Origin of the sequence: Methylobacterium radiodurans (assembly GCF_003173735.1) — a bacterium.
GTDB classification, from domain to species: Bacteria; Pseudomonadota; Alphaproteobacteria; order Rhizobiales; family Beijerinckiaceae; genus Methylobacterium; species Methylobacterium radiodurans.
Window position 1 is genome coordinate 1018720 of the sequence record NZ_CP029551.1, and the last position, 16301, is coordinate 1035020.

Genomic DNA, 16301 nt, shown 5'->3' on the forward strand with positions numbered 1-16301 from the left:
CGCCTATGCCGCCAGCCGCTGGCCTTCGGGGTCGAGGAACACCGTGCCGCCGATCGTCGCCGCGTGGACGGTGTCGGGCATCGGCACGTAGATCGTTCGCCCCTGGAGGGACTTGCCGCCCTCGACCACCGCCATGGCGATCGACCGACCGAGCGCCTCGCTCCAGTAGGCGGAGGTGACGTGGCCGATCATCCGTCGCGGGATCGGCCCGTCGCGCTCGGCCACGATCTGCGCGCCCTCCTCAAGCACCACCTTCGGGTCTTCCGTCAGCAGGCCGACGAGGTGCTTGCGGTCGGGCTTCAGCATGTCGGGCCGGGTAAGCGAGCGCTTGCCGACGAAATCGGGCTTGGCCTTGCCGACTGCCCAGCAGAGACCTGCGTCGTCCGGCGTCAGGGTACCGTCCGTATCCTGGCCGATCACGATGTAGCCCTTCTCGGCGCGCAGGACGTGCATCGTCTCCGTGCCGTAGGGCACGATGCCGTAGGCCTGGCCCACCGCGTGAACCGCTTCCCAGACCGCCCGGCCGTAGCGGGCCGGAACGTTGATCTCGAAGCCGAGCTCGCCCGTGAAGCTGACGCGGAACAGCCGGGTCGGCACCCCGCAGATCCGGCCCTCCGCCACCGCCATGTGGGGAAAGCGCTCGGGGGCGAGGTCGATGTCTTCGACGAGCGGCGCGATCACCTTCCGGGCGTTCGGCCCCTGCACGGCGATCACCGACCACTGCTCGGTCGTCGAGGTCAGCCAGACGTCGAGGTCCGGCCACTCGGTCTGGAGGTAGTCCTCCATCATGTTGAGCACCCGCGCCGCGCCGCCCGTCGAGGTGGTGACGTGGAAGCGGTCGGGGGCCATGCGCCCGATCACGCCGTCGTCGCGGATGAAACCGTCCTCGCCGAGCAGAAGGCCGTAGCGGCAACGCCCCGGCTCCAGCTTCGTCCAGGCGTTGGTGTACATCCGGTTCATGAAGGTCGCGGCGTCCGGGCCGACGACCTCGATCTTGCCGAGCGTCGAGGCGTCGAACATGCCGACGCTGGCCCGCGTCCCGCGGCACTCGCGAGCGACCGCCGCCTGCATGTCCTCCCCGGCCTGCGGGAAGTAGCGGGCACGCCGCCACAGCGACACCGGTTCCCAGACGGCGCCGTTGGCCTCGGCCCAGGCGTCGATCGGCGTGCGCCGGGTGACCTCGAACAGGCTGCCGCGGTTGTAGCCCGCGAAGGCACCGAAGGTGGTCGGGGTGTAGGGCGGCCGGAAGGTGGTCAGGCCGACGCTCGGCGCGGAGCGCTGGAGCGCGTTCGCGGCGATCTGCAGGCCGTTGATGTTCGAGGTCTTGCCCTGGTCGGTGGCCATGCCGTTGGTGGTATAGCGCTTGATGTGCTCCACTGACCGGAATCCCTCGCGGACGGCGAGGCGGATGTCCTTGGCCAGCACGTCGTTCTGGAAGTCGACGAAGGCCTTGGCGAAGCCGGCGTCGCGGTCGGTCGGCAGGTCGCGACAGGCGGTGCCGGACATCGCCGCCTCGCCCCTGACCGCGTGGCGCCCGGCCACGGCCGGGAAGCCCGCGTCGCCCGCTGCCGCCGCACCGGCCGCGGCCCCGTCGGCGAGCGCCGCGTCGAGGCCAAAGCGGCCGGTTCCGGCGCCCGCGCAGCGGCAGGCCTCGGTCGCTTGGCCGGGGAGGAAAATCTGGTTCTCCTCGTCCCAGCTCAGCTTGCCACCGGTATGCGAGAACAGGTGCAGGCTCGGCGTCCAACCGCCCGACATCAGCAGCGCATCGCAGGCGACCCAGCGCCCGGTCCCGACCTTGCCCGACGCCTCGACCGGGTTAACCCGCACGGCCGAGACCCGCAGCCGCCCCTTCGTGTCCGTGACGGTACCGCCGCACAGGGTCTCGATTCGCAGAGACCCCGCCTCGGCGAGGAGGTCCGGGGACACGCTGCGACGCAGGTCGACGATCAGCGGCACGGTGCTGCCGGCGCGGACGAGGTCGAAGGCGGCCGCCCAGGCGGAGTCGTGCGAAGTCACGACCACGGCACGCTCGCCGACGCGCACGCCGTAGCGATTCAGGAAGCTGCGCGCGGCGCCGGCCAGCATCACGCCCGGCCGGTCGTTGCCCGCGAAGACCAGCGGCTTCTCGATCGCGCCCTGCGCCAGCACCACCTGGCTCGCCCGGACCTTCCACAGCCGCTCCCGCGGAGCCCCCTCCGGCACCTCGGCGAGGTGGTCGGTCAGGCGCTGGCACAGGCCGATGAAGTTCTGGTGGTAGTAGCCGATGGCGGTGGTGCGGGTGAGCAGGGTGACGTTCGGCATCGCCTGCAGGGTCTGCAGCGTCTCCGCGAGCCAGGTCCAGGCGGGGCGGCCATCGATCTCCACGGCCGGGTCCGACAGGAGCCAGCCCCCGGCCTCCGCCTGCTCGTCCACGAGGATCACCTTGGCGCCGCCGCGCGCGCCCGCGAGCGCCGCGGCGAGGCCGGCCGCGCCGGCACCGACGACGAGGAGGTCGCAGTGGGCGTAGCGAGCGGCGTAGGTGTCGGGATCGCGCTCCGTCGGCGGCTTGCCGAGGCCGGCCGCGCCGCGGATGACCGGCTCGTAGACCTTGTTCCAGAAGGACTTCGGCCACATGAATGTCTTGTAGTAGAAGCCGGCCGATAACAGCATGTAGAGCCGGTCGTTGACCGCGCCGACATCGGTCCGGAGCGACGGCCAGCGGTTCTGGCTCGTGGAGCGGAAGCCCTCGAAGATCTCCGCGGTGGTAGCCCGGGTGTTGGGCTCGTAGCGCCCGTTGCCCCGATCCGTGCCGACGAGGGCGTTCGGCTCCTCGCAGCCGGCCGATAGGATGCCGCGCGGGCGGTGGTACTTGAAGGAGCGGCCGACGAGATGGACGCCGTTGGCGAGCAGTGCCGCGGCCAAGGTGTCGCCGGCCCGTCCGATCAGGCCGCGGCCGTCGAAGCTGAAGCGCACCGGCGCGCCGACGGCGTTGCGGCCGCGGCCAGGCACGCGCAGGCTCTTCGAGGAAGGGTGGAAATCCGGAGCGGCGGAAGCGCGCGCGGTGTCGGCGGTGTCGATCACGCGGGAGCTGGTCATCGCTGGGCACCTTCGGGCTCAAGGGCGGAGGGGCGCGCTTCCCCGGCCTTGTAGGTCGTGGCGAACTTGTCCGTGACGGTGTCGCGGGCGGCGTTGAAGAAGCGCCCGCAGCCGTTGATGTGGCGCCAGCGCTCGTGGTGCAGCCCGCGGGTGTTGCTGCGGATGTAGAGGTGGTCGCGCCACGCCTCGTCGCCGAGGGCTGTGGGGTCGGCGGGCCGCGCTATGTGGGCCTCGCCCGCGTAGGCGAACTCGACCTCGGGGCGCGCGGCGGCGCAATAAGGGCAGGTGATGAGGAGCATGGGGCGGGCCTCCGAGGATGCGGCTCTCGATGCGGCTCTTGGTGGCTAATGCGCGACCGCCGCGGCCGCGGCCTCGTCAATGAGGCGGCCGGTCGTGAAGCGCTCGATCGTGAAGGGGGCGTTGATCGGGTGCGGCTCGTCGCGCGCGACCGTGTGGGCGAAGACGTTGGCCGCGCCCGGTGTCGCCTTGAAGCCGCCGGTGCCCCAGCCACAATTCACGTAGAGGCCCGGCACGGGAGTCTTGGCCACGATCGGCGAGCGGTCGGGCGTCACGTCGACGATACCGCCCCATTTGCGCAGCATCCGCATGCGCGCGAAGATCGGGAAAACCTCGCAGATCGCGGCCAGGGTGTGCTCGATCAGCGGCAGCCCGCCGCGCTGGCTGTAGGAGACGTACTGGTCCGTGCCCGAGCCGATGACGAGTTCGCCCTTGTCGGACTGGCTCATGTAGGCGTGGACCGTGTTGGACATCACCACGCAGGGGAAGGCCGGCTTGACCGGCTCGGAGACCAGTGCCTGGAGCGGGTAGCTCTCCAGCGGCAGGCGCACCTCGGCGGTGCCCATCACCACCGAGGTGCTGCCGGCGGCCGAGACCGCGACCTTCTTCGCCTTGATGAAGCCGCGCGCCGTCTCGACCCCGCTGACGCGGCCGGAGGCGTCGCGCCGGATGCCGATCACCGGGCAATTCTGGATGATGTCGACGCCACGCGCCGCCGCGCCGCGGGCGTAGCCCCAAGCCACCGCGTCGTGCCGGGCGACGCCACCGCGCCGCTGCAGCGCGGCGCCGACCACGGGGTAGCGCGCGTCGGGAGCGATGTTCAGGGCGGGACAGAATTCCTTGGCCTGCTCGGCGCTCAGCCACTCGTTGTCGATGCCGTTGAGGCGGTTCGAGTGAATGTGGCGGCGGAAGCTCTGCTCGTCATGGACCGTGTGCGCGAGCATCATCACGCCGCGCTGCGAGAACATGACGTTGTAGTTGAGTTCCTGACTGAGTCCCTCCCAGAGCTTCATCGCGTGCTCGTAGAAGCGCGCGCTCTCGTCGTAGAGGTAGTTCGATCGGATGATGGTGGTGTTGCGGCCGGTGTTGCCGCCACCGAGCCAGCCCTTGTCGATCACCGCGACATCGGTGATCCCGTGCTCGTTGGCGAGATAGTAGGCGGTGCCGAGACCGTGGCCGCCCGCGCCCACCACGACGACGTCGTACTCGGCCTTCGGTTCCGCGTCCGGCCATTGCGGCTCCCAGCCCTTGTTACCGGACATGGCCTTGCCAAGAAGGGAGAGGAAAGAGAAATGACTCATGGCGTCGTCCTCCGCCGGTTGCCCTATCGGTACTCCCGGGGCGATCGACGAGACAGAACGAACGCGCCAATCTAGGCTGACGTTTGCGACACTCTAGAAGAAGGCCGCCGTGCTCGTTGCCCGACGCTCAGTATCCGGCACAGCGTCTCGCGCCCGCCTGCGGGTCGGCTTCATACTTGCGCGGCGCTTCACCCTATGCGCCTTCGCGAATTTCGTGGACGTGCTTCGGCTCGCGGCCGACGAGGGCGACCGGAGCCGTCCCATCCTCTGCGAATGGTCGATCCTCTCCGATCGGATGGAGCCTGTGGCATCGAGCTGCGGCGTCGTCGTCCAGCCGGACGCGCGCTTCGGCGACCCGGCGCGTTTCGACTACGTCGTGGTGGTCGGTGGTCTGATCGATGAGATTCCGAACCTCAGTCCCCAGCTCATGGACTTTCTGAAGAGAGCCGCCGCAGCTCGAATCCCTCTTGTCGGAGTCTGCACCGGCGCGTTCATCCTGCATCGTGCCGGGTTGATGAACGGATACAGGTGCTGCGTGAGTTGGTTTCACCACGCCGATTTTCTGGAGCAGTTCGACGGTCTGACGCCCGTCTCCGATCAAGTCTTCATCATCGACCGCGACCGTCTCACTTGTTCCGGCGGCGCGAGCTCGGCGCATCTCGCGGCGCAACTCGTCGAGAAGCATGTGGGAACTGCCCCCGCCCGCAAAAGCCTTCAGATCATGATCATGGATGGCGACGTGCGAGCGGAGAAGCCGCAGCCGGGCAGTCCTCTCGACCTCGTTTCGACCGACGATGCGGTGCGACGCTCCCTGCTCCACATGCGCCAGTCCATCGAAGTGCCTCTGACCATCGCGGAGATCGCGCGGCGGGTCGGTCTGGCCAAGCGCAGTCTCGAGCGGAGGTTCGAACGATCCCTGGGACGTTCCCCGAGCGAATGCTACATGTCCATGAGATTGGCCGAAGCCGACCTCCTCCTACGCAGTACGGATCAGACGATTACGGTTATCGCCGCGGCGACGGGTTTCTGCGACGTCTCCCATTTCACGCGGACGTATCGGAGGTACCGGGGAACCCTGCCAGACCGAACGCGTCTTCGACCCATTGGAGAGGATTGACGTCGTCCTCCGTAAACGATGAAGATGCTCAAACCGACAACCTGAAGTAGTTGCGTCGACACTTCGGTGCGAGGCCTACGCCGTTTGCCCTCCACGTTCCGCAACGGAGGGGTCCCTCGCCCTCAATGGTGCCCGAGAAGAAGTCCGGATGCATTCTTATCCGCGCTCTCGGCGCGCTCACGCCCGAGACACCGGAACAACGCTTGGCTCTCGCGGTTCGCGCTGCCGATAGACCCGGCAGGTCTGCCCGCGATGGGCCATCACGGGCCGCCGGTGATGATCCGCGTCCACGTTGCCGACGGCTCGCCGCTGGCCCTGGACGCCCGCGAGCGCCGGCTTGACCTCCCGATCCAGGCGATGCCGAAGGCCGTGGCCTTCCTGTCGGTCCAAGACATGAGCTTCGGCAAGCACGCCGTCGTCGATCCCACGGGCATAGTGCGTGATGCGCCGCTCACCGAGGTAGGATGAGCGCGCAACTTGTAGCCACGGCGTCCCGATGGACGTCACGCTTGTGAGCGTGAGCATGAAGGGCGTGCGACCGCGACCCGGTATCCAGGTCGCGAATGACACAGGGCTCCGTGGCCAAAGGCTACGGGCCGACTGCGTCCGTCAAGCCCCGGATTTGGCCTGCCGGCTATCGACGACGGCTGTCAGGCAGCAGCCTCTTGATCGGCCCAGTTCGGATTTCCGATCGTGTCACCGGATGTTTGCCCGTTCCGTAGAACGCGGTCTCCGTTCGGAGAAGGAGTCTGGCGGGATGCTCCCGAAAAGCCGATAGTAGCAAAGGCGTGACGGTCCGCAGGCGAGGCGCGGTTCGCTACGGGTATGTGGTTCGTCCGGTGGCAGGTACGGAAAGGCGGTTGGTTGTGCTCTCGAACGACGCGCGGAGAAACGAGGGCGCCATATCCCAGCCCGGCGAAACACAGTCTCAAATCGCTTATCGTCTGATCGAAGAGATGATCGTAACGCTGCGGGTCCCACCTGGTAGCCTCATCTCCGAGAAAGCTCTCAACCGGCAATTGGGCATCGGCCGTACTCCGATCCGTGAGGCACTCCAGCGTCTGGCGCTGGAGGGAACCGTTCGGATCGTTCCGAGAGCCGGCGTCATCGTATCCGATATCGACATGGTCGATCAGTTGAAGATGATCGAGGTGCGACGCGAGATCGAGAAAATTCTCGCCGGACGCGCCGCTCGTTTGGCCGACGGGCGGGCCTGTGCCGCGTTTCGGGACCTCGCCGCCGAGTTCGAGAAGGCAGCCGTTCGGAACGACGAAAAGATCTTTATCGCAACAGATAGAGAGTTCAACGCGCTGATTTTGGTCAGCGCACAGAATAGTTACGCGGCACATGCGATTGTCCCTATCGAGGCGCAGACTCGACGCTTCTGGTACCTGCACTTCAAGCAATTCGGAGACCTGGCCCGGGTCTGTGAACTTCACGCGCGCATCGCCCTGTTGATCGCGTCCAATGACGAGGCAGGCGCGAGACAGGCCTCCGACGAACTTCTCGATTACGTCGAGTGGTATACCAGGCGTACGTTGGAATCGCTCAAATGATCGGCGACATCGCCATGTCATTGCCATACGCTCTGCGGTGGGTTCTCGTCGTGTCGATGTAGTACTTCAATTAATATTTGTGCCATTCTCGACGGCTTGAAGTATAAGGCTGCTGGACCTGAGCAGCCGATCTGATTCGGAATTAAAAACCGCTGATCGGCGCGCGGCGCCGTCTTTTGGCGAGGCTCCAAAGCAGCTCCCACCGCTGACGGACAGCTTGGCACGGCGCGCGCAGGATGTTCGCTGGCGACCATTGCGTTCTGCCGCGCGATCCGATCGCGGTTGCCGAACTTTTCAGAACGGCACTCTAGCGCATGGGTGACCCCGATCGGCATTGCGGCGGCCGGCGAATCGTGTACTATAATTCTGACATGTCAGCGACACGTCAGAGGTCGGCATGTCGGTCCACGGGGCGCGTACCTACGCCGTTCTTGGGAGGATGCTTTGAACGCCAAACCCTCAAGCTTGCCGTCGGCTTCCACACGATGGAAGCAGCTCACGCTCGGGATGGTTGCCATGATGGCGATCTCAAGCCCGCAATACGTCTGGGCGCTGTTCACGGGCCCGTTGACGAAAGAATTCAATGCTACCTTGGCGGAAGTTCAGGTCGCCTTCTCGATACTCATAGTCCTGCAGACGTTCCTGTCGCCGCTACAAGGCTACCTGATCGATCGCTTCGGTCCCAAGTTGCTTCTGTCTGCAGGGGCCGTCCTGACGGGAGCGAGCTGGATCCTCGCGGCGAACGCGAGCAGCCTGATGGGGCTCTACCTCACGTACGGGGTGCTGGGAGGAATCGGCACCGGAATCATCTACGTCGGCGTCGTCGGCATGATGGTGCAGTGGTTTCCCGACAAGCGGGGCCTCGCCTCCGGATTGGTCGCGGCCGGATACGGCTTCGGGGCGATCCTCACGACGTTCCCGATCTCCCTGTCCGTCGAGGAGCGCGGGCTTTCTCGCACCCTGCTGATCTATGGCCTGATCATCGGTGTCGTCGGGGTTCTCGCGGCGCTCGGAATGCGGCGACCGCCGCGGGTCGAGGTCGTGGCTACCCTTACAGCGTCGGCGCCCGAGGAGAAGCGGAGTTACAGTCCTCGCGAGATGCTGCGCAGCCCGATCTTCTGGCTGATGTTCGCTATGATGACGATGATGTCGACCTCCGGATTGATGGTCATCTCTCAAATGGGCGCCTTCGCACACGACTTCGGCGTCGCGGACGCGATGGTTTTCGGCTTGGCCGCGTTGCCGCTGGCTCTGTCGATCGACCGCTTCACGAACGGCCTCACGCGGCCCTTCTTCGGATGGGTCTCGGACCGGATCGGGCGCGAGAACACGATGTTCGTGGCGTTCGGCCTTGAGGGCTTGGCGATGCTCGTCTGGCTCTTCTACGCCCATAATCCGCTGATGTTCGTCCTGCTATCGGGTGTCGTCTTTTTCGGATGGGGTGAGATATTCTCGCTGTTCCCCTCGACGTTGACGGATACGTTCGGAACCAAGCACGCGACGACGAACTACGGCTTTCTGTACATGGCTCAAGGGGTCGGTTCCGTGCTGGGCGGTCCGCTCGCCGCTCTCCTTCACGACGCGACGCTCTCCTGGAACATCGTGTTCGGCGTCGTCGTCCTGATGAACATCCTCACGGCCGCCCTCGCGTTGTTCGTCCTGAAGCCGATGCGGGATGCACATGGCAAAGCCAGGGATGCGGCGCTCTTTCCGGCTGTCGATGCCCTGTCGCTTCGGAAGCAGTCCGCCTGAGGTTGCCTTTCGCCGGGGCGCTTGCTGCCCCGGCGAAATCCTACCGAACACTCCCCTCGACGCCGACAGAAAGTCCGACAAGATGTTCCAGACCGCTCAGTCGACGCGCGGCATGGCCGTGGCACCGCACGCGCTCGCGTCCCAAGCCGCCGTTTCCGTTCTGCGCGACGGCGGTGACGCCATCGAAGCCATGATTGCGGCCGCGGCGACGATCGCCGTCGTTTACCCACACATGAACGGTATCGGAGGGGACGGCTTCTGGACGATCTCGTGTCCGGGCCGGCCGGTGACGGCTATCGAGGCGTGCGGACCCGCCGCGGCCGGTGTTTCGAGCGCCTACTACGGTGTCAGGGGGTGCGCGACCATTCCAGTCCGAGGACCGGACTCGGCCAACACGGTGGCCGGCACGGTCGGCGGATGGGCCGAGGCGCTGGCCGTCAGTCGCTCCTGGGGTGGACGGCTTCCTCTCGAGCGGCTGCTTGAGGACGCGATCTTCTATGCCGAGGACGGAACGGCCGTCACGGCGTCCCAGATGACGAGCACGGTCAAAAAGCTGAACGAGCTGGCGCATCTCCCCGGTTTCGCCGAAACCTTTCTGACCGACGGAAAGGCGCCGGTGACCGGAAGCCGCTTCAGACAGCCGCAACTCGCCGCGACACTGCGGCTCCTGGCTTCCGAGGGGTTCGACGGCTTCTACCGCGGACGTCTCGCCTGTCGCATCGCGGCCGATCTCGCGTCGCTCGAATGCCCCGTCACGGCGGATGATCTCGCTTCGTATCGCGCGCGCATACGCGTTCCCCTGCGTTTGGAGCACAGCGCCGGCGAGCTGTACAACATGACCCCGCCGACCCAGGGTTTAGTCTCGTTGATCATCCTGGGCATCCTCGATCGTTTGGACATCCACCGCTACGAGCCGGACAGCGCCGAATACATCCATCTGGTTGTGGAGGCGACGAAGCAGGCGTTCGCCGTCCGCGACGAATTCATCACGGATCCGGATCACATGAAGATCGATCCACAGAGTTGCCTATCGGACGGATTCCTGGGCGATCTGGCCGCGAAGGTTCGTCACGACGTCGCTCTACCCTGGGGGAAGGGTAAGGGACCGGGCGACACCATCTGGATGGGCGTCATCGACTCGGCGGGGCGCGCCGTCTCGTTCATCCAAAGCATCTATCACGAGTTCGGCAGCGGTACGGTTCTTCCGGAGACAGGTATCGTCTGGCAGAACCGCGGTTGTTCGTTCTCGCTCGATCCCGAGCATCTCAACGCCCTGCGCCCCGGCAAACGACCGTTCCACACGCTCAACCCGGCTCTTGCCCGCCTGCGGGACGGACGCGTCATGGTCTACGGAACGATGGGTGGAGATGGGCAACCGCAGACGCAAGCGGCTATCTTCACGCGCTATGCCGTGTTCGGTCGGGGCATTCAGCAGGCGATCACAGCGCCACGCTGGCTGCTCGGACGTACCTGGGGACAGGACTCGGACACACTCAAACTGGAAAACCGCTTCGCGCCGGAGACGATCGAAACCCTCCGTCGTCTCGGCCACGAGATCGAACTGCTCGACGGCTTCGACGAGCAGGTCGGTCATGCCGGAGGCTTGGCCCGCCACCCTTCCGGCGTCATCGAAGGTGGTTTCGACCCACGCAGCGACGGCGGAGTCGCGGCTTTCTAGAGCGTGGGCAGACCGTTTTCGGATGAGCGCGGACTGGCCGGGGCTCGAAAGAAGGGCGCGGGGCGACTGGTGCTCCATGGTTCTCGTAGCCGTCCCTCGCGCCCGATCGTCGTAGTCTTCAGATCGGCCGTGCGCGGGGGCGATCGGGCGTCGCCGTCAGCGGCCGATCGATCGCTCCTGTCCGTGAGCCTCGAGAACCCGAAGCGCCACATCCTCGACACGGCACGTCGTCGAACGGATCGGGCCTCGGCGTCGCCAGCGACTTCGACGTCATCGCGCGCCCTCGACACGGGCGTGGCAGCCGCCGGTCCGAAACGGCGCGAGCGTCTCGGTCCACGCGCACGCCGAGGGCGCCGCCCTGATGACATTATTTGACTTCCGACAGTCGGGGTGCGGGCATGTCGGATAGATAAGCTTGATCTTCCGATTATGGAAGTCGACAATGCTCTGCGTCCCGGTGCGGCGCACCAATGACTGTGCGCCGCAAAGTAAAATAGTCTATCACAGAGAGGGACTCGGTTCGGCCATGCTCGATGCAGAAGAAGTCCGCCAGCATGCGCGGGCGCTGTCCCGGCGTACTCTCTTGTTCTCTTCCGCTGCCGCCTTGAGCGGTGCCGCGCTGCCGACCCGGCTACATGCCGAAGCCGTTCCCGCGTCGGCCAAACTCGCACGCTCCGGACGCGGAATCGTGACGAGTCCACACGAACTCGCCAGCCAAGCCGGACGGGAGGTGCTCCAGGCCGGAGGCAACGCCATTGAGGCGGCGATCGCGATCAATACGACCTTGTGCGTCACCTACCCGCATTTTTGCGGATTGGGCGGCGACGCCTTCATGATCATCAGCGATCGCAAAGGCAACGGTATAACGCTGTCGGGCATCGGCCAGGCCGCCGCGAAGCCGTTGGACTATGGCGGCGCCATTCCCGTCCGTGGACCCGGATCGGCGCTGACCGCTGCGGCGGCGGTGGACACCTGGGATCAGGCCTTCGAGTTCAGCCGCAGATCGTGGGGCGGTCGGCAAGCTTGGAAGGATCTGTTCAAGCATGCGATCCAGTATGCGTCGGACGGATTTCCATTGACCCCGTCGCAGAATTTCTGGTCGAATTTCCGGGCGAAGGAGATCGGGAACTGGCCCGACGTCGTCCGCGCCTACACGTTCGACGGCCGGATCCCGGAGGTGGGCGAAACGTTCCGCCAGCCCGATCTCGCCCGCACGCTCACCATCCTCGCCGAGAACGGGGCCCGCGAGTTCTACGAAGGTGACCTGGCGCTGCGCATCGCGCGCGGCCTGCAGCAGGCCGGCTCGCCCTTGACCGTGAGCGATCTGGCGCGCTGCAGGGCGCGAAACGAGATGGCGCTTCGTGTTCCCTACCGGGGAGGGGAGCTCGTGAGCCTGCGACCTCCGACGCAGGGCCTGACCACCCTGGAGATCATGGGAACCCTCGATCGATTCGACGTCGCATCGATCCCGGAGGGCAGCGCCGACTATTACCATCTCCTTGTCGAGGCGGTCAAAATAGCGTTCATCGACAGAAATCGGCACATAGCCGATCCCGATTTCGTGGATGTTCCTGTCAACCGACTTCTCTCCAAAGCCAATTTGGACGCCCATGCCAAGAGCATCGACATGAGGCGGGCGATGCCGTGGCCACATGTGTTCAAGCAGGGCGATACGATCTTCATCGGAGCGGTCGACAAGGACGGCAATTGCGTCAGCATGCTCCAGACGGTCTATTTCGACTGGGGCAGCGGCGTCGTGGCTGGCGACACAGGTATCCTCTGGCACAATCGGGGCGCGTCTTTCAGCACCGATCCTCAGCACATCAATGTGCTTCGACCCGGAAAACGTCCCTTTCACACCCTCAATCCGGGGATGTATTTCTTGGATGGACGCCCGAGGCTTCTCTACGGCACTCAGGGCGCCGACGGGCAGCCGCAGACGCTCTCGGCGGTGCTCACGCGGTTGATCGATTACAAGATGGATCCCCTCACCGCGCTCACGCGTCCGAGGTTCCTCCTTGGGAAGACCTTCTCGGACAGCCGTGACAGCCTGAAGCTCGAACTCGACGCGGGCGAGGAGGTGTTCGCAGAACTCAAGGCGCGAGGGCACGAGATCAGTCCGATACCCGCGCAGAGTCCTCTGGCTGGCCACCCAGGTGCGATTCGCATCGAGGACGATGGCAGCCTCGTGGGCGCTCACGATCCGCGCAGCGACGGCTTGGCTCTGGGTCTGTAGCGACGAGTCAGCTTGCTGGTCATTCCGCCGGACAAACCGAAGCGTCGGAACAGGAGAGACGAGATGCTCAAGGTACGCTGCACCTGCGGATGTCCGGGCATCAGCCGACGCTCCTTTCTTCGCGGTGCCTCGTCGGTCGCGCTGGGGCTCGCAGCCGTGAGCGTCTCGCCCTCATCCGCTCCTGTGGCGCAAGTGAGCGATGCCCCGGGGGGAGGGGTCGAGCTTCTTGTCAGGAACGTCCGCGTCGCCGACGACAAGCCGGCAATGGACTTGGCGATCGCAAATGGCCGGTTCACGGCCGTGCGGCCCGATATCGCGGTCGATGCCACCCGTGTGATCGAAGCCGGCGGCCGAGCCGCGTTGGGCGGATTTTTGGAGCCCCACATCCATCTCGACAAGGCTCTGCTCGAACAGCGAATGCCGAATCGGTCCGGCACCTTGAGCGAAGCGATTCGGATTACGGGGACGTTGAAGGCGCGGCAGCAGCGCGAGGATGTCCTGGACCGCTCGCGCCAAGTCCTCGACATGGCGATCCGCAATGGCGTGGTGGCCTTGAGAGCGCAACCCGACGTGGATCCGATTCAAGGATTGATCGGCGTCGAGACCGCTCTCGTCTTGGCCGACGAATATAGGAACGCATTGGATCTCCAGATCGTCGCCTTTCCCCAGGAGGGGATACTCAAGGCGCCGGGAACGCTGGCGATGATGGAACGGGCGCTCGCCATGGGAGCGCACGTGGTCGGAGGCTGCCCGTACAACGAACGCACCTGGGAGGATACGCAAAGTCACGTCGACGAGTGTTTTAGGCTGGCACAGCGGTACGACCGTCCCATCGACCTTCACGCGGACTTCGCCGACGACACCTCGGATCGGCGGTTCGCGGCCGCGGCCTACATCGCGCAGAAGACGATCGACACCGGCTATCAGGGCCGTGTCACCCTGGGCCACATGACCAGCCTTGGAGCACTGCCGCCCGACCAGGCGGGACCGGTAATAGATCTGCTCCGACGTGCCGAGGTGAACATCGTCACCATTCCGGCAACGGACACCTACCTCGGGGGACGAAAGGATCCGAGCAGCCCGAGACGGGGCCTGACACCGGTGGCGGCGCTCAGGAATGCCGGCGTGAACGTAACCTACGCATCGAACAACATTCGCAACGCGTTCACGCCGTTCGGAAAGGTCGATCCGTTGCAGATCGGCAACCTGCTTGCCCACGTCGCGCAACTCGGATCGCCCGACGATCAGGCCTATGTTCTGCGCATGGCGACCGTCAACGCCGCCCGTGCAATGGGAATCGCCGATCGGTACGGTCTTGAGGCCGGAAAGCAGGCCGATCTCGTGATCCTCGATACGGACAGGGTAGCGAACGCGCTCCTAGACCTCCCTCCACGTCTCTGGGTCGTTAAACGCGGGAAGGTCGTCTTCGAAGCAAAGTACGAGGCCAAGATCTACAAATAGCATCCCGCGTGTCGGTGGGGCGTTGATATGGCGGGAGTTCATGCTTTCCTAAGCGTGGGGTCGCGTGGCCGACTGGACGTTTCGGGGTCGGGCGATCCAGAAACTCACAGGTGGAGATTCGCGGGCTGTTCGCGGACGGGAACCGTTGTATCTCGCGCCCTATCCGCGCCGTGCGCCACCGGGCGCCTCTACCCCGATGCGTTCGAATGCCATCACCTCAGCATGCCGATAGTCGTACGGTGATCGGCGACCCGAAGTCCGGGAGAGGTATCCCGATCGCCGGAAGCGCGCGGAAGAGCGGAATTCGGCGACACCTGTTAGCCGATGACGGTGGTAAAGGCGCCCGGATCGACCAGCCTTCGGGTCGGACCGCGGCCGGGCCTCCTCGGATACGACGCTACGGTCCGACGACCGTAACGAGGTTCTGCGCCGGGAAATTCTTGACCGAACTCTGGAGCGCGATGAGATCGGTTAGGAGTTGCAGGACCCGGCTCGAGCCGTTGCGGTTCCCGCTCGGATCCACCGCGACGTTGAAGGTCTGCCCCCTGTGCGTCACCACGTATCCGGCATCCGTCGTACCCAGCTCGAGTCTGAATAGTTCGTAGCCAGGGTCCGGTTTGGGCCACCCGAAGTAGGTGAGCCGCCTCGGAGTGCCGTCCGCCATACCGAGTTCGAGGCGTGAGATCTTCCCGAGATACTGGAACATGCCTTGAACGGAGCGTGTGCGGAACCTGACCCTCGTGTCGAGCGTACGGTCGAGTTGGACCTCGCGCCGAGCGCCGCAGACGTCGCCGGGTCTGGGCACGATCACGAGATCACGGACGGCGCTTGGAGCGGCAGGACCGGACGGTTCGTACGCGAGAGGGATCGGCTTCAGAAACGGATTCAAGGGAACCGAACGGTAACGGACCGGGCCGCCTACCCTCATGTCCGATGACGCCCTCGCGAGATCGAAACAGAGGCGCGAAACGCCGCCACGCTTCGTCAGTTGGAACAGGCCGGTCCTTTCGTCTTTCTTGAGCGACGGTGCATCTGTCGCCGTCGACGTGACGATCGATCCGAGCAGTTCCCGGGCCGCGGCCGGCTGGAGCGCGGGGCCGATCTTGGTGTCGGGCCCCGATTCCTCCGCGCTGAGGCCGCCACTCACGAGCTGATCGAGGGCGAAAATGAATCCCGTATGCTGATCGACCGACGAGGCGTCGTTCTTCAGCAGCATCCTCCGTGAACCGCTCTGGATTTCGATCTCGTCCACTGCCAGGGCCAGGAGCACGACAGGGTCGTAACCCGTGCGGAGGAACGCGGCCAACTGCGGCACCCCGATCGGTGCGAGCAGCCCGTTGTAGAATTCCTGCGTGTTCAGATTGTTGAGGTTGAACTGGTTGGCGCCTTGGCTGCTCAGGTTCGGGTTTAGGCCGAGGAACTGTTGCGGAAGCGCGGTGAGAAGGCCGCCTCTCGTGGGCACGCTCGCGGTGGCGGCCAAGCTGCCGGTCACGGAAGACGTGCCTTGCGCGGTGGAAATGTCGGTGAACTGCAGTGGCTCGGAATAAGTCGCGCGGACGATATTGAGGAGGACGGACTCCGTTTTCACCTCCGCGGCCTGCTCATTGAAGCCGACGGCGCGCGACGAGAATCGATCGATCGCGATGCAGCCGGTCAGGCTGTTGACGGAGGCCGCAGCGGCCACGGCTGCGAGACCGAACCATCGCCGCATGATCGGCTCCTCGTTCAGCGATATCGAACACTTTGACGCCGATTCATTGATAAGTTATCAATCCGGATCTGATTTGATGTGATACAGCTCCCTCGGAAATGCAGGAGTCGTTGATGG

The 16301-nt window shown here is 65.2% G+C and carries 11 protein-coding genes; 7 read left to right on the forward strand and 4 right to left on the reverse strand.

The features are described from left to right. Window positions 1-3: 3 nt before the first annotated feature. Genes DK427_RS04525 through DK427_RS04535 form a run of 3 tightly spaced genes read right to left on the reverse strand, consistent with a single transcriptional unit; the run spans window position 4 to window position 4673 of the window. Window positions 4-3075, reverse strand: a complete 3072-nt coding sequence (locus tag DK427_RS04525; RefSeq protein WP_109950230.1) for a sarcosine oxidase subunit alpha family protein — start codon at window positions 3073-3075, stop codon at window positions 4-6. After that, window positions 3072-3374 carry a sarcosine oxidase subunit delta gene (locus tag DK427_RS04530; protein WP_109950231.1) on the reverse strand — a complete coding sequence of 101 codons (303 nt, stop codon included), beginning with the start codon at window positions 3372-3374 and terminating at the stop codon, window positions 3072-3074. Before DK427_RS04530 ends, DK427_RS04525 begins: the two co-directional genes overlap by 4 nt. A 45-nt stretch (window positions 3375-3419) precedes the next feature. Then, on the reverse strand, window positions 3420-4673 hold the full coding sequence (locus tag DK427_RS04535; protein ID WP_109950232.1) for a sarcosine oxidase subunit beta family protein: 1254 nt from the start codon (window positions 4671-4673) through the stop codon (window positions 3420-3422). A 109-nt stretch (window positions 4674-4782) separates the two neighbouring features. Here DK427_RS04535 and DK427_RS04540 point away from each other — a divergent pair, with 109 nt between their 5' ends. The 7 genes from DK427_RS04540 (at window position 4783) to DK427_RS04570 (ending at window position 14473) form a co-directional block, all read left to right on the forward strand. Next, the gene (locus tag DK427_RS04540; protein ID WP_109950233.1) at window positions 4783-5790 is read left to right on the forward strand and encodes a GlxA family transcriptional regulator; all 1008 of its coding nucleotides are present in this window, start codon (window positions 4783-4785) and stop codon (window positions 5788-5790) included. Window positions 5791-6066: 276 nt separating this feature from the next. Continuing rightward, the gene (locus DK427_RS04545; protein ID WP_162559662.1) at window positions 6067-6258 is read left to right on the forward strand and encodes a hypothetical protein; all 192 of its coding nucleotides are present in this window, start codon (window positions 6067-6069) and stop codon (window positions 6256-6258) included. Between the two features lie 398 nt (window positions 6259-6656). Beyond that, window positions 6657-7346, forward strand: a complete 690-nt coding sequence (locus DK427_RS04550; RefSeq protein WP_245930944.1) for a GntR family transcriptional regulator — start codon at window positions 6657-6659, stop codon at window positions 7344-7346. 507 nt (window positions 7347-7853) lie between these two features. Further along, window positions 7854-9098 carry an oxalate/formate MFS antiporter gene (oxlT, locus tag DK427_RS04555; RefSeq protein WP_109950235.1) on the forward strand — a complete coding sequence of 415 codons (1245 nt, stop codon included), beginning with the start codon at window positions 7854-7856 and terminating at the stop codon, window positions 9096-9098. A gap of 82 nt (window positions 9099-9180) precedes the next feature. Next, window positions 9181-10776, forward strand: a complete 1596-nt coding sequence (locus DK427_RS04560; protein ID WP_109950236.1) for a gamma-glutamyltransferase family protein — start codon at window positions 9181-9183, stop codon at window positions 10774-10776. 526 nt (window positions 10777-11302) lie between these two features. Further along, window positions 11303-13012, forward strand: a complete 1710-nt coding sequence (locus DK427_RS04565) for a gamma-glutamyltransferase family protein (protein ID WP_109950237.1) — start codon at window positions 11303-11305, stop codon at window positions 13010-13012. 63 nt (window positions 13013-13075) lie between these two features. After that, window positions 13076-14473, forward strand: coding sequence for an amidohydrolase family protein (locus DK427_RS04570; protein ID WP_245930796.1), 1398 nt, complete (start codon window positions 13076-13078; stop codon window positions 14471-14473). A gap of 397 nt (window positions 14474-14870) precedes the next feature. Here the strand turns inward: DK427_RS04570 and DK427_RS04575 are convergent, their stop codons facing one another. Next, complete coding sequence (locus DK427_RS04575; RefSeq protein WP_109950239.1) at window positions 14871-16184, reverse strand: hypothetical protein; 1314 nt, start codon at window positions 16182-16184, stop codon at window positions 14871-14873. Window positions 16185-16301 lie beyond the last annotated feature (117 nt).